This is a genomic window from Polyangium sp. 6x1 (assembly GCF_029946515.1).
GTDB lineage: Bacteria > Myxococcota_A > Polyangia > Polyangiales > Polyangiaceae > Polyangium.
Genome location: NZ_JARZHH010000046.1, coordinates 1 through 25,402, shown reverse-complemented (window position 1 = coordinate 25,402; position 25,402 = coordinate 1). Strand labels below are relative to the sequence as shown.

Annotated in this window: 14 protein-coding genes; 5 read left to right on the top strand and 9 right to left on the bottom strand. The window is 67.3% G+C overall.

All coding sequences use genetic code 11. From position 1 onward, the window contains the following. Nucleotides 1-35: 35 nt before the first annotated feature. Nucleotides 36-1,856, top strand: coding sequence for a hypothetical protein (locus QHF85_RS33295; RefSeq protein ID WP_281331425.1), 1,821 nt, complete (start codon nt 36-38; stop codon nt 1,854-1,856). Nucleotides 1,857-1,866: 10 nt separating this feature from the next. Here QHF85_RS33295 and QHF85_RS33290 read toward each other — a convergent pair whose 3' ends face one another. From QHF85_RS33290 to QHF85_RS33270, 5 genes are all read right to left on the bottom strand, one after another. Next, nucleotides 1,867-2,784 (bottom strand): hypothetical protein, encoded by a 918-nt coding sequence (locus QHF85_RS33290; RefSeq protein WP_281331424.1) that lies wholly within the window; start codon nt 2,782-2,784, stop codon nt 1,867-1,869. Nucleotides 2,785-2,930: 146 nt separating this feature from the next. After that, complete coding sequence (locus QHF85_RS33285; RefSeq protein ID WP_281331423.1) at nt 2,931-5,195, bottom strand: patatin-like phospholipase family protein; 2,265 nt, start codon at nt 5,193-5,195, stop codon at nt 2,931-2,933. 12 nt (nt 5,196-5,207) lie between these two features. Continuing rightward, nucleotides 5,208-6,824: an SIR2 family protein gene (locus QHF85_RS33280; RefSeq protein ID WP_281331422.1), complete on the bottom strand. Its 1,617-nt coding sequence runs from the start codon at nt 6,822-6,824 to the stop codon at nt 5,208-5,210. Next, complete coding sequence (locus QHF85_RS33275) at nt 6,821-10,717, bottom strand: serine/threonine-protein kinase (protein WP_281331421.1); 3,897 nt, start codon at nt 10,715-10,717, stop codon at nt 6,821-6,823. The genes QHF85_RS33280 and QHF85_RS33275 overlap by 4 nt, the downstream gene beginning before the upstream one ends. A gap of 111 nt (nt 10,718-10,828) precedes the next feature. Then, nucleotides 10,829-11,284: a hypothetical protein gene (locus QHF85_RS33270; RefSeq protein ID WP_281331420.1), complete on the bottom strand. Its 456-nt coding sequence runs from the start codon at nt 11,282-11,284 to the stop codon at nt 10,829-10,831. Between the two features lie 438 nt (nt 11,285-11,722). Here QHF85_RS33270 and QHF85_RS33265 point away from each other — a divergent pair, with 438 nt between their 5' ends. Further along, entirely contained in the window at nt 11,723-14,425 is a 2,703-nt protein-coding gene (locus QHF85_RS33265; protein WP_348652779.1) for a non-ribosomal peptide synthetase, read from the top strand. An 18-nt stretch (nt 14,426-14,443) separates the two neighbouring features. Then, nucleotides 14,444-15,319 (top strand): alpha/beta hydrolase, encoded by an 876-nt coding sequence (locus QHF85_RS33260; protein WP_281331418.1) that lies wholly within the window; start codon nt 14,444-14,446, stop codon nt 15,317-15,319. A gap of 316 nt (nt 15,320-15,635) precedes the next feature. On the opposite strand, the gene QHF85_RS33255 is transcribed toward QHF85_RS33260, so the two are convergent. Together QHF85_RS33255 and QHF85_RS33250 are read right to left on the bottom strand one after the other, a co-directional pair. Beyond that, the gene (locus QHF85_RS33255) at nt 15,636-16,037 is read right to left on the bottom strand and encodes a DoxX family protein (protein WP_281331417.1); all 402 of its coding nucleotides are present in this window, start codon (nt 16,035-16,037) and stop codon (nt 15,636-15,638) included. Between the two features lie 147 nt (nt 16,038-16,184). Beyond that, the gene (locus QHF85_RS33250; RefSeq protein ID WP_281331416.1) at nt 16,185-17,036 is read right to left on the bottom strand and encodes a 2-dehydropantoate 2-reductase N-terminal domain-containing protein; all 852 of its coding nucleotides are present in this window, start codon (nt 17,034-17,036) and stop codon (nt 16,185-16,187) included. Nucleotides 17,037-17,371: 335 nt separating this feature from the next. Here QHF85_RS33250 and QHF85_RS33245 point away from each other — a divergent pair, with 335 nt between their 5' ends. Continuing rightward, nucleotides 17,372-20,392, top strand: coding sequence for a DUF4215 domain-containing protein (locus QHF85_RS33245; protein WP_281331415.1), 3,021 nt, complete (start codon nt 17,372-17,374; stop codon nt 20,390-20,392). Between the two features lie 596 nt (nt 20,393-20,988). Beyond that, entirely contained in the window at nt 20,989-21,693 is a 705-nt protein-coding gene (locus tag QHF85_RS33240) for a hypothetical protein (RefSeq protein ID WP_281331414.1), read from the top strand. A 97-nt stretch (nt 21,694-21,790) separates the two neighbouring features. Here the strand turns inward: QHF85_RS33240 and QHF85_RS33235 are convergent, their stop codons facing one another. After that, entirely contained in the window at nt 21,791-22,870 is a 1,080-nt protein-coding gene (locus QHF85_RS33235; RefSeq protein ID WP_281331413.1) for a hypothetical protein, read from the bottom strand. Next, on the bottom strand, nt 22,860-24,956 hold the full coding sequence (locus QHF85_RS33230; protein ID WP_281331412.1) for an AAA family ATPase: 2,097 nt from the start codon (nt 24,954-24,956) through the stop codon (nt 22,860-22,862). The genes QHF85_RS33235 and QHF85_RS33230 overlap by 11 nt, the downstream gene beginning before the upstream one ends. Nucleotides 24,957-25,402 lie beyond the last annotated feature (446 nt).

Here is a 25,402-nt window from a genome sequence, read left to right as displayed (position 1 = left end):
TGTCATCGTGCGCCCCCCACGTTAGTCTGCTCGGCATGCCGAGCCGAACCACGAGCCTCACGTCTACGTTCGTTCCCTTGCTGCTCGGCGCGCTCGCCGCGGCGGCAGGCTGCGCCTCTTCGGCCCCGGTCACCCCTCCGGCCCCGTCTCCGCCCGTCGCCGCGCCTCCCGCTGCGGCCGCGCCCGACAGCGGCGCCAATGATCCGCGGGTCCAGGCCGAGAAGCTCGCCGATCCGGCCGCGCGCGACCTCGCCGTGCACCGCCTCGTTCAGCTTTTCGACGACGCGATGTCGAAGGACGACAAGGATCCGAACGGCCCGAACGTCAAGCCGCTGCGCGACGTGATCATCGAGCCGATGTCGCGGATTTGCGCGGGTGGCGATCTCGACGGGACGATGCGCTCGAAGGTCGTCCGGGTCCTCGCCGATGCCCGCGATCCGCGCGGCGCGCCGTGCCTCATCGAGGCGCTGAAAGGCTACACGCCGAGCGAGAACGAGGAGGACGTCCGCGCCGCGGCGCGCGCCGTCGCGGAGATGAAGCCCAAGGGTGTGGCGGGGCCGCTCTTCGAGGTCTTCACGAAGCTGCGCCACTCGAGCGCCAAGGCATCGCTCGTCACGCGTGACGTCCACGACGCCCTGCTCGTGTTCACGGACCCCTCGTGGGAGGCTCCGTGCATCACGATGATCGGCAGGCCGCTCGCCAATCGCAAGGACATCAACGTCCTGAAGGACGAGCTCTACTGGCAGATCACCTGCTCCGAGATCCTCGGCCGGATCGGGAGCACGAACGCCGTCGATCCCCTGATCAAAATTCTGCTATCGCCGGTGAAAGCCGACGCGCAGGCGACCGCGATCTACGGGCTCGTCAAGATTGGCAAGCCCGCGATCGAGCCGACGATCAAGCTCCTCCAGGGCGGACGCGCCGACCTCGTGGAATACGCGAAGACCGAGTATCTGAAGGCGAACACCGGCGACGAGGGCGATGTGCCCGACGCGGCCAACAAGCAGGCGAAGACGTCCTACGTCGCGCCCGCCGCCCTGCTCCTCGGCAGCATCGGCCGAAGAGAGGCCGTGCAGCCCATGATCGACGCCCTTGCGAAAGCCGACGACGTGAACAAGGTCGTCATCGCCCGCGAGCTCCTCAAGCTGCCCGTTTCGAAGGCGAGCCTCGAAGCCGTGCAGCGCGTCTTCGAGAGGACCCCGATCTCGATGACGATCCCGCCCGGCATGAGCGCGCGGGAATCGCTCCTCGAATCCATGACCTTCGTCCTCGACCCGGGCCTCGTACCCTGGATCGTGAAGACGGCGATCGGCGCGAAGGGAGAGGACGCCGACGTCGAGCCGGTGCGCGCGGCGGCGCTCTTCACCGCCATGAAGACCATGAAGGCCTCGCAGGTCCCCGAGGTCGACAAGCTCTACAAATCCTGGATCGCGGGCCCCGACGGCAAGCGTTCCACGCTCGGCAAGGGCTACGAGAAGGAATACAAGATCGCGACCGATCTGTTGAAAGAGTGCGGCGACTCGCTCGATTGCTGGTTCGGCAAGCTGAGGGATCCGAGCTCGCACGTGGAGGCTCGCCAGTTCGTCGCCATCAAGAGCGCCTACATGGTCGGCGTGCTGGGCGGGCCCGAGGTGCGGGCGAAGCTCGTCGAGCTCCTGCCGGGGATGATGAACGCCGCCGCCGTGTTCGTCGCGGTGCAGGTGATCGATCGCAAGTCACCGGACGGAGACGTTGCCATCGCCGCAGCGCTCGAACGAATGGTGGAGGAGGCCGCGGCGTCGAAGGATTCCCGTCGGATCTTCGCCACCAACGCCTTCAAGCTGGTCGCCTATCGGCTCCGATCGCGTGCTCAATGAAGCGCGGCGCTCACGTCTTCTCTTCGGGGGTGTCTGATCGCGCGTCGCGCGACTTCTCCGCGATCGCCGGGTCGATCCACGGCAATGTTTGCCTCAGGATCGCCGCCGGAATGGGCGGCGGCACGGCCGGAGGGCCCGATACCACGATATCCTTCTCGATCGCAGCCAAGGTCTCCCGGCCGAGCTTTCGCGCCGGCTCGACCGTGATGTGCGGCGCATCGTGTCGGCCGCTCTCGATCTCGATCGCCGCGAGCGTCTCCCGCCCGAGCGTCGGCGTGGGCCCGATCGTGATCTGCGGCGCGTCGCGTACGAGCTCGTCGAGCCTGATCGCCGCGATCGACTCCTGCCCGAGCATGGCGGGCCCGATCGTGATCTGCGGTGCGTCACGCACGAGCTCATCGCGCCGGATCGCCGCGATCGATTCCTGCCCGAGCATGGCGGGCCCGATCGTGATCTGCGGTGCGTCGCGCACGAGCTCATCGCGCCGGATCGCCGCGATCGACTCCTGCCCGAGCACAGCGGGCCCACGTACCTCGATCGAGGGGCCGGCCCCCCGCGCCTCGCGCGGCGCGAGGTGCGCTTCAATCACGCCGAGCTCGGCCTCGAACGCCGCGCGCGCGACGGGGCGCCCCTCGGCGGAGGCCATGGCAAGGCAAATGATGAGCCTCGATGCAGCCACGGCGAGGCAGATATCGATCGGCTGCTGCCCGCCATAAGGAACGAGCTCGCCGCGGGGCAACCTCGTCGCTGCGACTCCACGCGCATCGCCCACGGCGTCCGCCAAGCGCACGAGCTTGTTTCGCCCGACCTCGGGCATCTCTCGGGGCGCGTCCCGCGTCACGAGCGCACCTTCACGTGTCAGTGCAAAAGCGAACTCCGCGCCGGCCACGATACGAAGACGCTCGAGAAGATCATCGAGGGTCGCCATCGTCCCCAACGTATCCCGAAGGCGACCTTCGTGGCTAGCAGGTAATCGACGTAGGCACGCAAACAGATGCCTCCCGTCGTGAAGCCGAACCGGTCTTCACGGATCCAGCTCGCGCTCCCTGTGCGGCTCACGAGGAGCCTGCGACCTCACGCCGCCTGTGACGCCGCATTCCGCCGCTCGTCCCACCACGCCCCGAGCGCGAGGGCCTTCGCGCCGACCGTCGCCTTCGCCTCGTCTTCGAGGCTCTTCTGCTCCTCGGGCGTCAGGTACCAGCTCAGGGCCGCGTCGCCGGGGAATTCGAACGTCACCTGCTGGAAGAAGCTCTCGCCGAACCGTTTGTCGAGGTGGAACCGCCGGGCGAGGGCCTCCACCTGCTCGTCGTTGCGGAAGCGCATCACGCTCTCCCGCGCCGAGAGCACGGCGGAAATGGGGGAGGTGAGGCCTTCGAGGGCCCGCGCGATCCGGTCGCCGAAATGGTTATTCGCGGGCTCGGGCCGCTCGATGCCGTCGCGGATCTGCACGAGCAGGATGCCGCTCACGTTCTGTTCGAGCCAGCTCGTCCGGAGAAGTTCGTCCAGCCAACCACACGCGACGTTCACGCCGTAGTTGTCCCAGTACCCGGCGTCCACGACGCGCCTGCGGGGCACGGTCGGCAGGGCGGCGGCGGGGGACACGAACGGGAAGGACGCGCTCATCCGGGCCGCCGTAACGAGGCGGAGCGTGTCTCTCGATTCCACCGGAAAGAGGCGCCCGAGCTCGTAGCCGGAGCGGGAATAGACGAAACGCGGGTCCTCCTCTCCGATCGACGGCCCGTGCTGGACGAGCAGCGCGTCGAGGCAAAGATTCGAGACGAGCAGGCGTTTGCCGTCCTCGACGAGCATCGGGCTCCATACGAGCGAGGGGCGCCATCCGGCGCTCTCGTCCGGCCCGAGCCGCGAGAGCTTCGTGCCGAGGGACGGCATGTTCTCCACGAACGCATTCTCCAGCGCCGTCCCGCGGTCGTAGAGCTCCCGGTTCGCGGCGGGCTTCGCCCACGCCCAGACGCGCGCGGGCACGTCGCTGAACACGAGCGCCGCGGCCACGCGCGACAAGCACTCCTTGGCCACGTTCGCCACGAGCCAATCCGAACCCTCGGCGGCCGTCGCGCCCTCGGCGGCCGTCGCTTCTTTGTGATAGTCGGACGAACCTGCCGTGGCCTCCCGATCTTCGAGCGTCGCCACCCAGTACGCCGCGCCCACCATCCCGCCGGAGGCGCCGCTGATCATGCGGACGTGATAAGGGAATTCTCGGCGCAGGGGCTCGTCGAGCTGTTTTTCGAGCTCGCGCAGGACGGCCGCGGTCCAGACCGACGCGCGGATCCCGCCGCCGCTCGTGCAAACCAGCACGAGGGGCCGCTTCCGACCGTCCGGGGCCGTCCAGCGGAACTCCTCGAGGGGCCGCGGCAAAAGGCCCCAGCCGTTCATGCCGCGCGTCTCGTAGGCCGCGAGGTGCCCGGCCTCCTTGCACCCGTCCCGACAAGGTCCCTTCTCGACGTGTCGATAGGCGTCCAGCAAATCGGCGAACCTGGCCCGGAAGCTGTTCCGGCCGAGCACGTAGAGCGCCAGGAGGGCCGCGCCGATGAGGAGCAAGGAATGCCACTTTTCGAGCCAGTACACGAAAAAGCCGTCGATCGCGCCGAGGAGCGCGAGCAGCACACAAAGCCCGGCCGCCGCTGGGATCTTCCTCGCCCGGAAGCAGCTCGCCACGCCGTACATCGCGGCCAGCAGCGCGAAAAACGCCGCCGCGTACACGTGCTCGTGGAGCATCTCCGGCGGCGCGTCCGCTTTCCATTCCAGCGAAAGGCAGCTCCCGATCCATTGGATGTACGGGCGGATCCGCTCACCGATGCTCTGGACGCGCGCCAGGATCGCGTCGTTCGTTCCGCCAAAAATGAACCCCAGCGTCAAGACGACGCCGCTCTCCGCTCCGAGGAGCGTGTACACGGAGGTCCCGAGATCCGAGAGGATCGGCCTCGAATCGCTCGCGCGGCTGCCCATCTTGCGGAAGACGTGAGGCGCGAGCGAAACGACGACGACCGCCATCAGCACGCCCCAGAGCGCGCCGAGGTAATTCAGGACGTCGAACGGGTTGCCTTGCCCTCGGCACCGATGGAGCTCGTCGGGCGAGACGAGGTAGCTCACATAAAAGATCTCGCTCGCGAGGAGGGCCATGGCGAGCCCGATGGCGAACTGCGCCTTGCGTGATTGCCCCCGGAACAGGTACGGCAGGCCAAACGCGCGCCCGAGATCGTAAAAGAGCATCCCGAGGACCACGATCAGGGGCCCGAGGAGGAGCAGGTGCCGCGAAAAATCGAAGACGACGCGGAGCACCCACGGAGGCGCGGCGAGGAATCGGCAGAAGGCTTCCGTCATGAATCCTTTTCGTCAGGGGGTCCGCGGCCAGCCGAGCCGGTGCAGGAGCGCCTCCAGCTGTTTCCACGCCGGCGCCGTCTTCACGGTCGGGTCCCGATCGACCTCGTCGAGGAATCGCTGCAGCTTGTCGGCGAGCGCGTGCTCGGGATCGCTCAATGCGCCCTCGAAGCGCGGGTGCAAGAGGTACGCGGTCGTCCCCGTCCGGGCGAGCAGGCTGTCGAGGAAGAGCTCGAGCCGCCGCGCGGCGTCGGCCCACGCCTTGTCGCTCTCCTCGCTTCGCCCGGTCGGCGGAGGCGTCGATTGCATGTTCACCCACTCGAGATCATTGCCCCAGAGGCTTTGCTCGAGCGGGGACGAGAACAAGGACAGCGCCGTACCGAAGCGGTCGACCGGCGAGCTTGCGTTCGGCTTCGCGGGGACCCGCGCGCGCCGGACGGCGTCCGCGATCCGGTGGAAATTGTCGTCGCGCAAGGAAAAGCCGATGAACAGCATGTGACGCATCAGGAGCAGCGCCTGCACGATCCCCGCGAGCGCTTGCCGGCGGAGGTCGTATCGCATGTAATCCTCGCGGGTCAGGACGATGTTGTCGGGATCCGTGACGCACCCGTGCATCTTGAGCACCCATCGCGACGCCCCGGATCGCGGCTCGTGCGGGAGCACCGACACCGCCATCCCGGCCGCCTTCGAGGCGCGCTCGAACAGCGTATCGTAGTTCGTCGTGATGACCTCTCGCACGGGGAGCGCCGCGAGGAGCGCGTGCGACAAGGCATACCCGTGGACGCGGGAGAATGCATCCGCGATTTTTTCCCCCAGGATGCGCTTGCTCGCCTGCGGCCGCACGCTTTCCATGCGCAGCTCGATGGCGCGCGCTTGATCCAGCGGGCCGAGCTCCTTCAAGGCGCCGAGCTCGTCCTCGCTCAGCCCGGCATTGCGCGCGAGATTCCGGAGCAGGCCACCCCAGTCCGGCAAACCGGCATTCTTGCTGACGCCCGCGCCGACGAAGAGGACGAGATCCCCATTCGCGGCGACGTGCGCGAGGTGCTCCCCCGTGCGCCACAGGTGCTCGTCGAGCTCGGGCCAGGCCGAGGGGTCCGTCCCGCGTTGCGCCTGCGCCGACGCATACGTGAGCTCGTCGTTGCTCACGAGGGCGATGTCCACGTCCTTCGCGGCCGCCAGGCGCTGCAGGGCAGGGACGAGCGCGCGCACCACGTCGCCGGTCCAGTGGCGCTTTCCGCCGTACCGCGTGCCGATGACCGGCAGGGCGAGCAGGTGCTTGGCCCGCCCATTTCGTGGGGGGGTGCCGTGCTCGCGCAGGTCGTCCGTCACGCGCTCGATGAATTCTTCCGCGCCCGCGACGAACCAGGACACCTCGGTGCTCGGGACCGCCGCGACGTTGCCGACCCAGGGGCGCGGCAGGTGGTCTTCCCATGGGAGCACCTTCAGCACGCGCTGCTTGCCGCTCCGCCATTCCTCCGTCGGATCGGCCCAGCGGAAGAGTCGGCCCTGGAGATGGCCGAACGAGCGCGTCCAGCTCCTCGACGGCACCGCGTCGATGTCGCAGGGCACGAGCCACGCGTCACAGGAGAGCAGCGTGAGATCGCCGTGCACGATGAAGAGATGACCACTCATCGGAGCCTCCATTCGCGGGCGAGCGCGAAGGCGCGGACGTTGTCCTTTCGGGCGAGGTAAAGCGAGCGGGCCGCGGCGTCGTGGACGTGCTCGGCGCGGAGCTCGATTTGCCGGAGCGTCTCGCAAAGGGCGTCCTCGCCGGCCGCGCGCGCGCCCGCCGCGAAAAACGTCTCGGCGACGGCGAGGCGGAAGGGGACGTCGAAATAACCGGCGCCGTCGAGCGCGAGGAACGAGGGGAGGCGTTTTTCCACGGCCGCGAGCGCCTCGCCCACGCGCCCGCACGCGAGCAGCGCGCGCAGGTGGGTGGCTGCGTGCCAGTACAAGAGCATGCCTCCCGTATCTCCCACGGCGTCGACGGCCCGCCGCGCGTGCTTTTCGGCGAGCGACGTCTGGCCACGAGAGAGCGCGATCTCTGCGAGGACACGAAAGCTCGCGGCTTCGTAGAACGCCCCCACGTGGGCATCGAGCGCCCTCCGCGCGTTCGATTCGCTCTCTTCGAGGCGCGACGGGTCGTTCCATTCGAGCAGGGTCTCGCTCAGGTAAAACGCCGCGTTCGCGATCTGATACCCGTCCTGGATCCGCTCGGCGATCGAAAGCGCCTTTCGCGTGGACACCTCGGCGGCGTCGATGTCGCCGATCTCCCGCTCCGCAAGGCCGCAGAGGACATGCGCCAGGCAGAGCTCGTGAAAGACGTTCCCCTCGGCGAGCACCTCCACGGCGCGCGCGGCGAGCGCTCGGTTCCGCTCGAGGGAGGGCTCCACGTACGCCGCGGCCCACGCCGACCACATGAGCGAAAGTCCGCGCGCCCGGGGTTCGTCGAGCGCCGTTTGTTCTGCGAGGCGCGCGAGGGTCTTTCGACGGATGTCGACGAGCGTGACCGGAAAAAGCGCCGTGGCAATGTAGAGCAAATTGCCCGTCGCAGCGACGAACGCGGAGAGCGCCTCGGGGTGAGGTTCCACCTGGCAAACCTCCTCCGCAAGCGCCAGGAAAGGAGCGAGGGCCCCGATCTGCGGCAATGCGTGGATCATCCGCTCCGCCGTGCGGCACCACCAGAAGCTCCCTTTCGGTAGCGTCGAGAGCGCTTCGAGCCCCAGCGACGTCGACTCCGCCCACACCCCGATGCCGTATTTCGCCAGGGAGAGGATCGCGAAGAGCTCACCGCGCAGCACGCCCTCCGCCCGGCAGCCGAGCCCCTTCGCCGCGCGTTGTGAAGCCTCCCGGAGATCGTTCCGCCCGAGCGACTCCGCGGCCGCGTTCGCGTAAAACCGCGCCGCCCGCGCGAGGTCCCCGCCTTCCTCCGCGTGCCCCGCGAGCGCCATGGCATCGGCCTCCCCCGCGCCTTCGAGCCATGCGACCGCCACGAGATGCGCGCTTCTCCGATCCGCCTCCGTGAGGAGCCCGTACGCCGCGTCCTTCACGAGCGCGTGCCGGAAACCCATCTGGATTTCCCGGGAGAATCGGCTCTCCTTGTGCCGCTCGACGAGCTCCTCCTCGATGAGGCGCGCGAGCCACGCGTCGACGTCGTCGCGGGCCCCCCACGCCGCGACGAGCTGCCGCGCCGCGCCCACCCAGAACGTCTCGCCCACGACGCTCGCGGCGCGCAAGAGCCGCCGCTCCGGCGCCGAGAGCTTCGACAAACGCGCCTGGAGCATGGCCACGACCGTCTCCGGCGCCTCGCTCATGTTCCCCTCCGCCGCGGCCCGGATGAGCTCCTCCAGGAACAACGCATTGCCCTCGGAGAGTTTTACCATGCGCGCCACCGTCTCCGGGCCGACGGCATGGCCGAGCACGGCGTCGATGAGCCGCTCCATCGCGCGCCGACCGAGCGGTCGCAAGCTCATCTCGTAAAACCGCGAGGGGGCGACGTTCGGAAGCAGCTCGCGCGTCTCGGGCCGCCCCAGGCACAACACGAAGAGCGGCATGTCGCCGGCGCTCCGCAGCACGCTCCGCAGGAGTTTGACCGTGAGCGCGTCGCCCCAGTGCAGATCCTCGAGGACCAGGGTCACGGGGCGCGCCGTGCAGGCCGCGGCGATCCACTCCGAGAACGCCTGCCCGATCTGCTCTTCCATGACGAGCGCGTCATTGCGCGCGGCCAAGAGCGGCGGGCTCGCCTCCGCAGGGAAGGGGACGCCACAAAGCTCGCCGAGGAACTCGCCTACGCGCCGCCGCTTTTCCGCGTCGACGTGCTCGCAGAGCCGCTCGATCAAGAGCTCCCGCGCGCGCGCGGGCTCCTCGATCGCGTCGAGGCCCGCGTGCCGTCGCAATGCATCCCGCAAGACCCCGTACGGCGAGCCCGCGGTCAGCGGATCGCCGTGGCCGACGAGGAGCAACGTCTCGGGGTGCGTCCTGCGAATCCTCTGCGCGAGCTCCCCGAAGAGCCGCGATTTGCCCGTCCCCGGCGGTCCAAGCAAGAGGACGCCCTGGGGCTCGCCGTCCTCGATGGCTCGCCCGAGCAGGCCTTCGAGCTCCATCAGCTCGACCTCGCGCCCCACGCAGGGCGTTGGTTTGCCGAGGAGCAGCCGCCCCGCGCTCTCGCCCGGGCGTTCCGCGAGCAAGAGCGTCGCATTCGCCCGGCTCTGCGTGACGAAACGCGTATCGAGCATCGCGGCCGTCACGGCGTCGAGCCACACGCCCTCCTGCGCCTCGCGGCTCGGGTCTTCGAGCAGCTTCCTCGCGCGCGTCGCCGCCTCGCCCGTGCGCGTCGTTTGCCCCATCGAGGCGCGACCCGTCGTCACGCCGATCCGCGCGTCGGGCCAGAGCTCGCGTAGAACCAGCGCTCCGCGCGCGGCGATCCGCGCCTGATCCGTGACCATCCCGCGCGGCGCGACGGACGCGAGAATCGAGCCCTCCGCGAGCTCCTCCACGTCGAACCCAATGCGCGGGAGCGTCCGCCGCGCCGCCTCCCTGCGGTCCGACGCCGCCGCGAAGACGTCCCCCGGAGCGCCGCCCTCGGAGGGGCCGAACGTCACGCGCACGAGCGTCATGAGCGTCTGCTCGCCGGCCTCCAGGCGGGCCGCGGGGCGCACGGTCGCGGGCAGGTGTTCCTCTGCCGTGACCGCGGGCAGCATGGAGACGAGGCTCTGGAGCGCCGCGCCGTCCCGCGGGCGCCGCTCGGCGTTCCGGCTCAGCATGCGCGCGAGGAGGTCCTCCCATTCTTGCGGAATGGCGGGGCGAACCGAGCGCACCGGGGCAGGATCGTCGTAAAGAATGCGCGCGAGCACGCCGGCCACATGCTCCGCCGCGAATGCGGGTCTACCCGTCAGGCATTCATAAAAAACGCAGCCGAGGGAAAACACGTCCGTAGCCGGCCCGAGACTCGCCCCGTCGACGAGCTGCTCGGGCGCCATGTATTGCGGTGTCCCAACGAAATGCCCCGTGGCCGTCAGCCGCTTCGCCGCCTTCGTCGGTCGCGCGAGGCCGAAGTCGAGCAGCACCACGTCGGCGCTCGCCCCGCCGCGCAGAAACAGATTCGCAGGTTTCACGTCGCGGTGCACGATCCCCTCGGCGTGCACCGCCGCGAGCGCCTCGGCCGCGCACGCGAGCACGCGCTGCGCGTCAACCGCCGCGAGCGGCCCTCGCTGGAGCACGCAGCGGAGATCCTCGCCGTCGAGCCATTGCATCACGAGGTAAGCGCGCCGGGCGTCGAGGTGGCCGCGCGCCACATATCGCACGACGCGCGGATGCGTGGCCCGTTCGAGCAGCGCCGCCTCACGCTCGAAGCGCGACCGCGTGCCCGTGTCCGTGGTGGGCAGCGTGCTCAGCTTGAGCGCCACCCAGGCGCCGTCCGAACGATCGAGCGCCCGGTAGACGGTGCCCATTCCGCCCCGCACGACGAGGCGCTCGACCTCGAAGCGTCCGGCGACCACCTCGCCCGCCGACAGGACACGCTCCATCCGGGGATCTCCGACCCTACGAGCCCCCGAGCTTACCCGACGCGCAGAGGTCGTGTCCATGGATCGAGCCGGCCTCCTGCGAGGTCGTCGCAGGAGGCCCGTCGGCCGAGCTCATTCGTACCACGTCGGCACGATGGCCTTCACCTCGGGCAGCGCCGCGATCCGGCAGATCTTGTCCCACGCCGCATCCACGAGCGCGCCATGGTGCGCGACGCACTCGGCCTCACCCGTCGGGAAGAAATACAGCGTCTCGGCCGGCAGATTGCAGCCCGCGCGGCCACGCGACGCTCCGGCCTCGATCGTCGGCGCGATCTCCCGGACCTCTGCGAGGAGCGCTTCATTGCCCGTCGGCAAGCAAAACTCCACCGATCCGTCGTTCACGCACCCGGTCTCCCGCGTGAATGTGATCTCGTTCGTCGGGCACGCGGAGGCGAGGTTCGAAGGCGCATCGACCGGCGGCTCCCCGGGCGGGGCTGCGCAACTCGCGAGTCCCAGGAGGACGAGGAGAGACAGGCGCGACGGTTTCCAGGTTGGCTTCCGGCAGGGCGGCGGGATCTCACGTTGCACGTGGAGATCTTCGTCCACAGCCGCGGCGCTGTCGAGCGGGTTCCGCCGTAGGGCGCTGCGCTGGGGCGTTGCCCCAGGCCCCGACGGGGCTGCCTCGCGTCGAGGACTCCATGCTCGTTTGCACTCCACCTCGCTGAGTCATGTCCGTGAAACATGCGCAATGGCGATCCGGCGCGGGGTTTTCGCGCAAATGGTGGATCGAAACGTGGAGTCGCTCGATCGGCGGATGCGATCCGGATCGGGGGCGGCAGCATTTCGGCTGTCCATGGCACATGTTTGGCACGAGACAATTTTTCTTGACGAGTGGCCGTGGTTTCCTTTTTATGTCGCCGAAAGTATGCGGCCACGCATGGAGGTCTTACTGTGACCGTTTCGATCGACCCGATCTCTTTTGATCTACCCGCGCGTCCGGGCCAGCCTCTCGCAAACCTCGCCGCGATGCTGTTGCGGTCGGCGCAAGAGCATCCGTCCTTGGGCGTGCGGCTGATTTCCTCGGAGCGTGAGCACGAGGCTGTACACGTGACTTATCCCGCCTTGCTCGCCGAAGCGAGGCGGATACTCGGAGGCCTGCAGGCCTCCGAGTATCCAACCGGCGCAAGCGTCGTCCTTCTGCTCGAGTACCCGGGCGATATCATCCCAGCCTTCTGGGCTTGCGTGCTGGGAGGCTATGTCCCTTGTCCGCTGGCGCCGATTCGCAACGACCCGGAGCGCTGGGCCAAGCACCTCGCTCATGTCGGTGCATTGCTCGACCGTCCACTCCTGATCACGACCGGTTCGTTGCGAAAGGACCTGCCGGGCGGAGTGATGGCCATGGACCTAGATGATCTGCGCGCCGCCAAGCCACAGAACATGACCCACGAGGCAAAGCTCACCGACCCGGCCGTCCTCATGCTGACGTCCGGCTCGACCGGCAACTCGAAAGCAGTCGTGCTCACGCATGGCAATCTCCTTGCGTCCATGGCAGGCAAGGCCGAGCGGCAGCAGCTTACGGCCGCCGATGTCACACTCAACTGGATCGCCTTCGATCATGTCGCTGCGCTCCTGGAAGTGCACATGGTATCGCAGTACGTCGGCGCTGCGCAGGTCCATGTCGAGCCCTCGGCAATTTTGTCCGACCCGCTCCTCTTCCTGCGGCTCATCGACCGCTACAGAGTCTCCATGGCTTTCGCGCCGAATTTTCTCCTGGGGCAGATCAATGCCGCGTTGCAGTCGCCGAAATTCGGGCTCGCAACGCTCCCTCTCGAGCTCAATCTGTCCTGCCTGCGGTACATCATCACCGGCGGCGAAGCCAATGTCGTCGAGACCGGATGCCGTTTTCTCGATCTGCTTGCGCCCTATGGGCTTGCACGCGACGTACTGCGCCCGGCGTTTGGCATGACCGAGACATCCGCAGCAAGCGTGTATTCGCACGACTTTCCGGTCGGCGATGCCAAGCGTGAGTTCGCTTCTGTCGGCCTGCCCATCACTGGGTTCCAGATGCGTATCGTGGGCGACCACGGGGCCCCGCTGCCCGCCGGCGAGCCTGGCGAATTGCAGGTGCGCGGTCCGATGGTCTTCACCCGCTACCACAACGACGAAGACGCGACGCGCGCTGCATTCACCCCCGATGGTTGGTTTCGCACCGGAGACCTGGGGCGCATCGAAGACGGACGTCTCAACCTCGTCGGACGCAGCAAGGACTGCATCATCGTCAACGGCGTAAACTACTTCAGCCATGAGCTGGAGACAGCCTTGGAGCAGCTTTCGGGAATCGAGCGCTCGTTCGTGGCCGCCTTCCCCACACGAGCCAAAGGCGCCGACACCGAGCAGCTCGTCGTCGCTTTCGCTACGACCTTCCCGTGGGCCGATGAGGCCCGGCTCCATCAGTTGACCATGGCCATCCGCAGCACGGTCGTTCTGCTGTGGGGTTTCAAGCCGGCATTGATGCTGCCCCTACCGAAGGGGGCCTTTCCGAAGACGAGTCTGGGAAAGATTCAGCGCGCGCTGATGCGCAAACGCCTCGAGGCCGGCGAGTTCGAGGCTCATGAGGCGCACATCGCAGAGGTGAGGAGCCGCCAAAGCGGTGGCTACACGCCCCCCGAGGGGCCCGAGGAGAAGGTAATCGCCGAAATCTTTTCCGATGTGCTCGGTCTCGATCCTCGACACCTGAGCGCCACCGCGAGCTTCTTCGATCTCGGAGGTACCTCGCTCGACATCATCAAGCTCAAGCAGCACCTCGAACAGCGCCTGGATCTCGCAGACATTCCGCTCGTTCACATTCTTCAGAACCCGACCGTGCGCGCGCTCGCGCGCCGCGAGACGGATCACTATGACCCCGTCGTACCGCTCCAGCTCACCGGGGACAAGACTCCGTTGTTCTGTGTTCACCCGGGCGTCGGTGAAATTCTCGTCTATGTCAGCCTCGCGAGTTACTTCGTCAACGAACGCCCCTTCTATGCAGTGCGGGCCCGCGGATTCAATGAGAGTGAACAGCCCTTCGAGACGCTCGACGAGATGGTTCGCGTGTACGTTGATGCCATCCGCAGGCGCCAGCCTCATGGTCCCTACGCCATTGCAGGGTACTCGTTCGGTGGGCCTGTTGCGTTCGAGATTGCCAAGGTGCTCGAGTCGCAAGGTGAGCGCGTTCCTTTCGTTGGCTGCATCGACGAGACGCCATTCCTCGCGGAGCCCAGCGCCAAGCTCGAGGGCGTCGAGGGGCCGCTCCACGTCGCTTTCTTGCTAGGGCTGATCGACAGAAAGCAACTGGACGAATTGCCCGCTCGGTTGCGTGGAGCGCCACCGGACCAGGACCCCTGCGACCCTATCATCCAGATTGCCCCACCCGGGCGGCTTGCCGAGCTCGACATGGACTTGCGCAAGTTCAAAGCATGGGCCGCGCTTTCGCGCTCCCTGGTGGTCCTTGGCCAGTCGTATGTCCCTTCGGGCTCCGTGGAATCGATGACCGTGTTCTACGCGCATCCGCTGCACGGCACGAAACGTCACTGGCTGGAGGACGTCAAGCGTTGGGATCATTTCTCTCGTGGACCCAACCGCTACATCGATGTGGCCGGCGAGCACCACTCGCTCATGGGCAAACAACACGTCGGCGAGTTCCAGGCCGTGCTGCGCGCGGAAGTCGACCGGGCGATGGGTGGCAGGTAGGAGCCTAGGAATTGCATCATGACGAACTCCTTCGATGCGAGCGTTTCTCCGACGACGAGAAGCTTGCAATCTAACGGATTGACGTTCCCCGTTCTGAGCTGGGGACCTGAAGGCGGCCGCCCGATCTTGCTCCTTCATGGGTTTCCACAGGAGCCATCTACCTGGGCTCCGATCGCCGAGGCTCTGGCCGCGGTAGGCTTCCAGGCGTTCGCACCTCATCAACGTGGATACGTTGCCAGTACGCGGCCTGAAGGGCCGCCCAATTGCACGTTCACGCAGTTCATCGAGGATGCGATCGGCATCGCCGATGCCCTCGGACTGAAGAGCTTCGATGTCGCCGGGTTCGGCATGGGGGGGATGCAGGCGTGGATGCTGACAGCGTATCGACCGGCGCGGGTTCGATCATTGACCGCGCTGCGATATCCGCACCCGGCCGCCTTTGCGCGAGGTATCCAATCGGAGCCCGAGCAGATGGAGAAATGGCGCCGTCTTCAGCACCAGTTCGGTGCGCCGGACGTCCACGAACGCGCAGCTGCGATGCTTGCCGACAATGCGGCGCGCTTGCATGGGTTTCTGGCGGACATCGGCTTGCCGCAACCATTTGTGGATCGATATGTCGAGCGGATGAAGGAACCCGGAGCGCTCGTGGGCGCGCTCTCCTGGGAGCGCTCGATCTCCCTCGAGGAGTTCCTGAAGGTGCCGCCGGTGACGGTACCGACACTCCTGCTTTGGAGTGATGGCCCTGCGCTCTCCCGTGCGACTCTGGAGGCAACGAAAGACTACGTTCACGCCGTTTATAGAGAGCGCGATCTCCCGAACGTTGGTCATTTCATGCTGGAAACGTCCCCTGCTGAGCTGATCGCGCCCTTGCTGCAGCACTTGCAGTCGACTTGAACCAGCCTGTGGGAAGAACTGCGCATCGCGCAGTTCTTCCCCAAAGGGTCCAGGGCTGGCCCAGCCAAGAGGGGGACGGACAGCTAAAAAACCTTCCCCGCATCGACTGCGCTTTGCGCAGTCGATGCCCAGAGGTCCAGGGCTGGCGCTGCAAAGAGGTGGCGGACAGCTTAAAATACCTTCCCCGCATCGACTGCGCTTCGCGCAGTCGATGCCCAGAGGTCCAGGGCTGGCCCTGGTTCGGGTCGAGGGGCGAATAGCCCCCGCGGGGCCCGGGGCAGCGCCCCGGCGCGGCGCCTCTCAGCTGAGAATCTCCTCAATCCGCTTTTTTCGCGAATGCGCTCCGAATGACGTCGGGGCGACGCAGGCCGTAGCCTACCCATGCGAGGACGCCCATGAGGGGGGGCATGAACCATGGATCGCCTACGCGGACGTGGATGGCTGTGGCGCCGCCGAGGTAGGCTGCAACGAGGATGGCGCCGACGAGGGCTGTGCGGGGGATGAGGAACAGGATCACACAGGCGATTTCCACGATTCCGATGGCCGGGTACTTTTCGATGGGGAGACCGAGGTGCTGCGCTCCTTCGAGGACGGCTGGTGGTGGCGGCTGAATGAATTTGCCGGCTGCGCTGACGCCGACCAGGAAGAGGGCGATGAGCCCGGAGAGCACCCATCCAGCGATCGTGAGCTTGCGTGAACCTGCGGAGGTTTCGACCATGGCGCGGATGGAAGGACCGAACGCGCGCCCGCGTCAAGATGGGAGCACGGAGGCACGAGAGTTCCGGGCGTTTGGCGTGCTAGAACACGTTGGCTCCGAGGCCGTGGATCCATGCGCCGCGGCGCTCGTTTGAGGGCGGCAATGCGTTCAGGGGCGGATTGCGAGCAACGTCGGCGTCTCGCCGGGGGCTGCGGCGGCCATTGCGTCGATCAGCGTGCGGGGCTCGCCGTAGCCTGCGGCGCCTGCCTTGCGGATGGGACCGATTCGGGTGGCTGTCCAGATCAGCGAGGCGAGCACGGGGATTGGCAAGCGGCTCACGGTCGCCACGGGGGCTGGCGTGATCGTGTTTCCGAGCCGTCGTACCAGCCGAAGTCCCTCGTCCATGGCGCGCGCCATCGTCGTCGCTTCGCTCCACGACACGCCTGCGTGGCGCGCGTGCGCTGTGACGGTGGCGATCATCATGGGCGCGACCAGGGCTGCGTGGCTTCGGAGCCAGCTCTCCATGTCCCCGTGCACGACGGCGGGAATGCGGGCGTCCGTGAATACCTTGGCCCAGGCTGCATCCGTCACTGTCGTCACCAGGCCTCGCGTGACGATCTTCGACGAGAGCTTGCCGTCGTCGAGGCTCGCCAGGATCGCGGGGAAGCCGAATGCGAAACGTGACGCGCCCACGGCGTCGCGGAGTCGATCGAGCGGCTCGAAGGTATTGAACATGAACATCACCGTCCTCGCTGCGCTCTGGGCGAGCGCGGGGAGCACTGCGTCCACTTGCGAGACGAGGACGGTCACGAGCACCAGATCCCATTGCGTCGTCGTGTCGAGCGCGGCGCGGACGCCGACCGGGGCGCGCTCGCCCGACACGGTCACGATGGCTGGGTCTCGCTCGAGCTGTTCGAGGCGCTTGCCACGCGCGATCACGGTCACGTCGTGCCCCGCTCGCGCGAGCTCGAATGCGAACGTGCTGCCGATTCCACCGGGCCCGAGGACCGCGATCTTCATGCCGCGACGTTACCAGGTGCTTCGCGCCCGGACGAGGCACGACCGTGCTCGGCGCGTACGAGCAGGCGGTGACGTCGAGGGCCGACCGTAGCTGCACAAACTGTCATCCAGGTTCCCGGGGTCCCCTGTTTGCCCGGGTAGCCTGGTCCGTTGCCACCCGGCGGACGACGACATCGGGCGATCCCTGCGTCAGGCGTCGGTCATTTTCCTTGACGTTCGTCCGGTACTTCTTGACGCCGCCGTGAAACTTCGTGCTCATACCCTCGCAATTTACGATTCCCCCTTTCTTTCCGAAGAGGTGAATGGTGAGGAGACACGGTAGGCTCGATTCATCGTTGACGAGGTTCCTGGCATCGCTGGCGACGGCAGCAGTGCTCACCGCAGGCCTCGGGTCGCTGTCTGGCTGCTCCGACGGCGATCCCGATGGCACGGGAGGCCGGGCGGGCGCCGGCGGCGGCGATCAGGGCGGCGGCAACAACCAAGGCGGCGGCGGCAACAACCAGGGCGGCAGCGGCGGCCAGGGCGGCAGCGGCGGCCAGGGCGGCAGCGGCGGCCAGGGCGGCAGCGGCGGCAGCACCAACGAGTGCGCGCTGCCCGAGGACTGTCCCGGGGCCGACACCGACTGCGCGACCCGCACCTGCAAAGACGGCGTCTGCGGCGTCGAGTACGCGGCCGAGGGCACCGCGACGACCGATCAATCGTCCGGCGACTGCAAGCAGAGCATTTGCAACGGCATGGGAGAGGTCGCGAGCATCGTGGACACGGCCGATGTGCTCGACGACGGCAAACCCTGCACCGAGGACACGTGCGACGGCGACGCGCCCAAGAACGCAAACTCCCCGGCGGGCACGGCTTGCAACGTCGACAACGGCAAGGTGTGCAACGGCGAGGGCGCGTGCGTCGAGTGCAACGCGGCGGCCGACTGCGACAGCGGCGTCTGCACGTCGAATGCTTGTGTCCCGCCCAGCTGCATGGACACGGTGAAGAACGGGAGCGAGACGGACATCGACTGCGGCGGCAAGGACTGCACGCCCTGCGATGACACGCGCGGCTGCGTCGAGGCGTCGGACTGCAAGAGCGGCGTGTGCACGGGCGGCGTCTGCGCGGCCCCGGCCTGCGGCGACGCGGTGAAGAACGGCGAAGAGACGGACGTCGACTGCGGCGGCCCGACCTGCTCGCCCTGCGGCCCCGACAAGGGCTGCGCCGTCGACGGCGACTGCGTGGGCGGCACCTGCTCGGGCTCGGTCTGCGTGCCGACCTGCACCGACGCCGTGAAGAACGCGAACGAGACCGACGTCGACTGCGGCGGCCCGCTCTGCAACAAGTGCGCGGCCACGAAGAGCTGCTCGGTCGACGCGGACTGCGTCAGTGACGTCTGCCTGAACGGCGTCTGCGCCGCGCCTGCTTGCAACGACGGCAAGCAGAACGGCACCGAGACCGGCAAGGACTGCGGCGGCCCTGCGTGCGGCCCCTGCGGCGACGGCCTCGGTTGCAATGGCAACGCCGACTGCACGAGCGGCGTCTGCAATGCCAACGTCTGCCAGTCGCCCGACTGCGGCGACGGCGTGGTGAACGGCTCCGAGCAGTGCGACGACGCCAACGACGTCGACACCGACGCGTGCCCGTCGACGTGCATGAGCGCCATCTGCGGCGACTCCTTCGTGCAAGCGGGCGTCGAGCAATGCGACGACGGCAACCAGGACAACACCGACGGCTGCGTCATGGGCTGCAAGGTCGCGGCCTGCGGTGACGGCTACAAGCAGGCGGGCATCGAGCAGTGCGATGACGGCAACACCGTCGCCGGCGACTGCTGCGCCACGGGCTGCACGGTCGAGGCCGGCTGCGAGCTCGAGCCGAACAACACCTGCGCCGCGGCGCCTGCGCCGTTCACGGCCCCGGCGACCGTCAAGGGCTCGATCACGCCGATCGGCGATCAGGACTTCTTCGCCTTCACCGTGCCCGTGACGGCGGATCTCAAGATCGAGACGTTCCAGGGCACGACGGGCGCCTGCGCCACCGCCGACACGGTCATCGAGTTCCGCGGCTCGAACTGCACCACGGTGCTCGACTCCGACGACGAGAGCGGCATCGGCAGCTGCTCGAAGCTCGACTCGACTGTCGACACCCCGCTCCGGCGCGTCGCCCCGGGCACGTACTACGTGCGCGTGGAGGACTACCAGAACAACGGCACGATCCCGAACTACCTCCTGGATGTCGCATTCAACGCGCTTTGCGGCGACGGCGTGAAGCAGGGCTCGGAGCAGTGCGACGACGGCAACCTGGCGAACGGCGACGGCTGCACGTCGAGCTGCATGATCGAGGCGAAGCCCGAGGCCGAGCCGAACGACAGCTGCGCTGCGGCGAGTGGTCCTTTCGCGGTGCCCACGGACGCGACCGGCCTGCTCCTCACCGGCGCGATCACGCCGATCGGCGATGACGACTGGTTCTCCTTCACGCTCCCGGCCACCGCGTCCGTGCACATCGAGACGTTCGACATGAACGGCCCCGGCACGTGCTCGTCGTCGGTCGACACGGTGATCCAGCTCTACTCCGATTGCGGGACGCCGCTCGGCCCGGAGCAGGACCAGGGCGCGATCAGCAACTGCTCGAGGATCGACCCGGCCATCAACACCTACGCGCGCAATCTCCCCGCGGGGACGTACCGCGTGAAGGTGATCGACTACCAGGACAACACCGTCATCACCGGCTACAAGCTCCAGGTGAAGATCACCGCGCTCTGCGGCAATGGCATCAAGGAGGGCGCCGAGGAGTGCGACGGCACGCCGGGCTGCACCGCGACCTGCGCGTTGCTCACGGAGACGGTTTGCAATGACGGCATCGACGACGACGGCGACGGCAACGTCGATTGCGCCGACACGGAGTGCGCGTTCGGCTGCGGCCTCGCGACGCCGTGCGCCGCGGGCGAGCAGCTCGTGGTCTACACCTCGAAGGACACGCCCGTGAGCATCCCGGACCTGAGCAGCACGACGAGCACGATCCACGTGGGCGTCGCGGGGACGGTCCAGCGCACGGCGGTGCGGATCAACGTCTCCCATACCTGGATCGAGGACGTCGACGTCACGCTCGCGTCGCCAGCGGGTCCGGCCATCGACCTGACCAGCGACAACGGCGGGGACTCCGACAACTACGTGAGCACGGTCCTCGACGACACCTGCGCGACCCCGATCACCTCCGGGACGGCGCCCTTCACCAACTGCTTCTCGCCCGAGGCGCCGCTCGCCACGTTCAACGGGCAAGCGTCCGCGGGAGCGTGGAAGCTCGTCGCCAGCGACGACGAGGAGTACATCTCAGGCACAGTGAACAACTGGTCGATCGCGCTCTGCGTTTCGCCCTGACGCGCTGAGCCATCCGCCATCAAGAAGGCCGCGCGGCGCCTCGATTCTGGAGGCGCTGCGCGGCTTTCGTTCCTTGCGCGCGAGGTTCCGCGGATGCGGGCATGGCTGGACGCTCGAAGCCGTCGTCGCGGTGGGTCGTTACCCTCCTGGAAGAGGGTAGCGACCCTCGCCGGGCGGGTCGTGACGGTCCACGACATGCTTGAAGCCGTCGTCGCGGTGAGTCGTTACCCTCCTGGAAGAGGGGAGCGACCCTCGCTGGGTGGGTCGTGACGGTCCTGGACCTGCTTGGAGCCGTCGTCGCGGTGGGTTGCAACGGTCCTGGAGCTGCTTGGAGCCGTCGTCGCGGTGGGTCGTGACGGTGCGCGACCTGCTTGGAGCCGTCGTCGCGGTGGGTTGCAACGGTCTGCGACCTGCTTGAAGCCATCGTCGCGGTGGGTCGTAACGGTCCGCGACCTGCTCGAAGCCGTCGTCGCGGTGGGTTGCAACGGTCCGCGACCTGCTCGAAGCCGTCGTCGCGGTGGGTCGTGACGGTCGTCGGTACGTCATGTGATCGCTGGTGATGTGTCTCGGGCCGGGCCCGTGCTACGCGTACGCCCATGGGTGACTGGTGCGTCGCGGACCATTTCATCATTGGCGATGCGCCCATTCCCACGCCGACATGGTACGACCGTGAACGCTGGGCCATGCGCGTGGGCGTCATCGGGCCGGGCATCCAGTTGATGCAGACGATGGAGACGTGGAGCTGCCAGCGGCTCGCAGGGCGGGGCGTCTTCGGGATGTGCGCGGCCTACGATTACATCGCCGGGGAGGCATGCGACCCATTCGTCGCCGGGTTCAACTACCTCCTCGCTCCAAGCTGCCGAGACGATCGCCTCTTTCGCCGGGCGGTGGAGGAGCTCGGCGACGAGGGCCATGTCGTGTCCACCGGCGGGCAGCGCATGCTTTGCCTGCGGACGACGTATCCGTATGGCCAAGCTCGCATCGCCTGGAAAGCGGCCGCGGTACGGTATCTGGAGGACCCGATGGCGAAGCTCGTCGATATCCTCCTTCGCTCCGAGCCCTCGCTTCGTGAGGGCCTCATGGAGCTCGTCTCCGGCCTCTGGACAGCAGAGCATGGCTTCATTCACACGGGGCACGTGAGGTTTTCCATCCGAACGCCTTGGGACGGCGAGATCGAATGGGAGGTGACCGGCGCGCACAATGTGCTCGATGCGCCTTGGAAGGGGCCGTGTGCTGGGTTTTCTTCTTTGCAGGTCCATCCGAAGCCCGTGCGGGTGGCGCTGCAACGTTGGCCCTTCTAGGCTGGGATCGACGCGCGCTCGTATTGCGCGCGCGTCCGCGTCCGACGGGCGCCGTCAGACTGCCGACCGCATCTCCTGAAGCGCCAGCCGTATTGAATCACATTGACGCGAGCATCGTGCTCCGTCGCACCGGGAGCGTGAGCAGCGCGGCACGGATCTCGGACCAGCTCGCCGTGAGGTCCAGCGTTCGCACGGAGATTCGATTCGTCCCCAATGTGAGCGTCTCCGAAACCCCACGTCCCACGCTTGCATAAAGCAGGATCCCATCGACCGTGACCGACGACGGCTCCCGCTCGCGCGTGTTTTTCAGGTAGGCGAAGAGCTGATACAGGTGGTCCGACCGGAGCTTCTGGCGGCCGGTACCCTCGAGCTCGCGAAACGGCCGCCGCACGAACTTCGTTTCGAGGATGGTGCAGCTCTCCGGCGTCCGCACCGATACATCCGTGGTCATCCGTGGCAGGAGATCAAGCGCCGCGGGCTCGCCGGACGCTCCGACCCAGCCCAGGCGCTCACGTCCGACGCGGGCGTCATTCAAGTGGTACTGGAGGAAGCCGCGGACGAAGTCCTCGAAGAGGTGCGCCATTTGATCGTCGTCACGGGTGAAGTCGCGAAGGCGAAAGCCCTGCCCACTCTCCTCCGGAAGGAGGTTCGCTGCCACGAGCCTGCAGACGTCGAGGAGCACACCGTACAGGCGATGACCGCGAGGCACGCGCGCGTTTCGGAGCGACGTGGCCGTCAGCTCGACGTCCGCGACTTCGTCCAGCCGGACGTAAGCCTCTCGCAGGGATGATGCGAGCCCCCGATCGATGTTCCGGCAGGAAAAGAGGGTACGGGCTGCTGCCTTGAGGACGCGGTTTTCGAGGACGTCATACGACAGTTCGTCGTACCGGCAGCCTACACGGCCGCGCGCCCGCAATGCGCCCGTGACCGTACGCGTGACATCGATGGCTCCGCGGGGTCGTCGGAGGTCATCCGCGTGCTCGATGTACGCGCGATAGGGTCCTCTTCGGAGCAGCTCGTGGAGCCCATGGGCGAGCACGCGCGCAAGGAGATCGGCAGGTGTGTCCGCTTCGATGGCACCGACGTGCCCGGGCGACGAAAGATCCAGGAAATCCCACGCGTACGCGAGGAGCGCGTACACGTTCCGGATCGGGATGGCAGGGCCTTCAGCTCTCATCGTCGTAGAGGTGCGCGATCGCTTCCTCGGCGCGCTCGGGTGCGTCGAACCAGTACTCCTCGAGGAGCGGCCGGATCTCGGTCTCGACGATCAGCGTGTACCATTCCTCGGCCGGCGCGCGCCCGGCAGGAGCCTGGCAGAAGTAGCTGTGGCCGATGCAGAACCCATTCCCGAGCTGCCGATCGGTGCGTATTGCCTCATTGAGCTGCTTCATGCGTCGCCGGATCCGCTCCACGAGAGCCGAGGGGACCTGCATACGGGCGAGCTCGGCCCCGAACGCGTCCGCCTCGAACCCTGGCGTGAGCGTGACGAACGCGAAGCGGCGCCGCAACGCATAATCCACCAGGGCGAGGGATCGATCGGCGGTGTTCATCGTGCCGATGATGTGCAGGTTCGGCGGCACGTAGAACGGCTTCTCGTCCTCGGTCGAGTACGAGAGCACGGTGGCCCACTCCTCGCCTCGCTTGTCGGACTCGACGAGCATCATCAGATCGCCCAGGATCTTGCTCAGGTTGCCGCGGTTGATCTCGTCGATGACGAGCACGTACGGATTGTCCAGGTCCTGCAGCGCGCGATTGCAGATCCGGAGGAAAGGTCCGTCGCCTCGGGCGAATCCCCCCTCACCGGTCGGACGGTAACCGCGGACGAAGTCCTCGTACGAATAGGACGGATGGAACTGCACCATATCGACGCGATCGGGCGCCTTCTCGCCGAGGAGCAGGTATGCGAGCCGCTTCGCGACGAACGTCTTCCCTACGCCGGGCGGCCCTTGCAACACCAGGTTTTTCTTGTGGTGCAGGAGTCCGAGCATTCGCTCGACCTGGGCGCGCCCGAGGAAGACATCGCGGCACGCGTCGTCGAGGGTGTACGACTTCCTCGGGGGCGGGGGCGGCGGGTCATTGCCGCCACGGATCCCGAGCGTCTCCTCGATCTGCGCGACGAGCTGCGGGTACCTGGTGATGTTCGTGAGGGTCTTCGTGATGAGCGGGGTGTCGCGCACGCGCCAGTCGCCGGATTTGAGCCACTTCACGGCGCGCACGTGCCTGTACTCGGCCCGCTTGGGGTCGAACCGGTAATCCGATTGGACAACTCCGTAGCCGACGATGTAATGGATCCCGCGCTTCGCGAAGATGATGTCCCCGGGGCGCATCTCGTGCGCGAACTGGTAGCAGGCGAGCGTGTCGTTTCTGGGGGGCTTGCCGTCGCTGCGCCCCTCCGAGAGTTTCGCTCGGATCGCATTGACACCATCGTATCGTCGCAGATCCCCGAGCTGGTCCCATCCGATGGCAGCAATCGAATTGTTCCTGAAATCCTCCCAGAGGCGAGCTCCTTCCCCGGGCGCCAGGAGCCATACACGACGCTCGCCGCCCTCTTCCTCCATGCCGGGTAGTGCGACCACGACCTCCTCGGTCCCGCCCGCCTCCGGCTCCGTGGCCACGCGTTTGCACAGTTGCTCGAGGCGCCACGGCCCGAGATCGAGCCCCTTGCCGAGCGCCAAGAAGACCTGCCGGAACCGCAAGTACCGCTCGGCGCCCTCGGTTCCCTCATCGAACACGTTGGTGGCAACAAGAGCATCACGCGTGGACTTGTAAAAAATGGGCCACGGGGCTTGCTCCTGCGCATGCCACCAGAACGGCACGAAGAAGGTGACGCGCGGCATGTCGACCTGCGCGGCCGTTGCCATACCGGCGGTCACCAGCGCCCCGAGATAGTCGAGGAATTCGCGGAGCTTGCGCCTGGCCGCGTCCTCGTCGGACGGCGCAGTCAGGACCTCACGCAGCCGTGCCGTGAGCGTGGCGTGATCGGGGATGTACTTGCAGAGCTTGTTCAAGAACATCCCGCCGCCGAAGCCGCCCAGACCGAACGTGCTCCACTCGGTGCGGCTGCGGCGATCGAACTCGCTACGGAAGCGCTCGAGCTCGACGTCCCCGGCCAGGAATCCGGTGAGCAGCGCGCGTACTTGCGGCAAGACCTCCTTTCGATGGAGCTCGAGATCCGCCACGCTCCGGACCCAAGCTTCGTCACGCTGCGCCCGCTCGAGATGCCCCCGCCATGCGGCGAGCGCGCTGCTGGAAAGCTTTGTCATTCCGTCACCCTCGGAGAACTCCGCAAGGAAGAAGCCCACGCGTGTTCGAGGCGCTCGAGCGTACTGCGCTGCTCACGCCCGCGCTCGGCAATCTCGTCCACAGGAAGCGCCGGAAGAGAGAGCGCTGCGAAGGCCGCGAACTCGAGCTGCTCGAGCTCCGCGAGCGCGGCATCCACCCGGACCCGTGCCACGAGGGATCGGCTGACGGACCTCGTCCGGTTCCCACCTGTTGCCTACGCGAGGCCCGAAAGGGTCCTGGCGAGGGCCCGCGGTGGGAGGAACGAGGGGCCCTCGTGGGAGGGCCCTCATCTAGTGTCCCGAGTTAGAAATACGTTCACAAGCAGCCGCTACCCGTTCGAGGATCTCATCCGCCGACTTGGTCCACACGAAGGCCTTGCCGGCGGTGTTGTGGGCCTCGATGTGGGCGACGATGGCCTCTTCGAGCT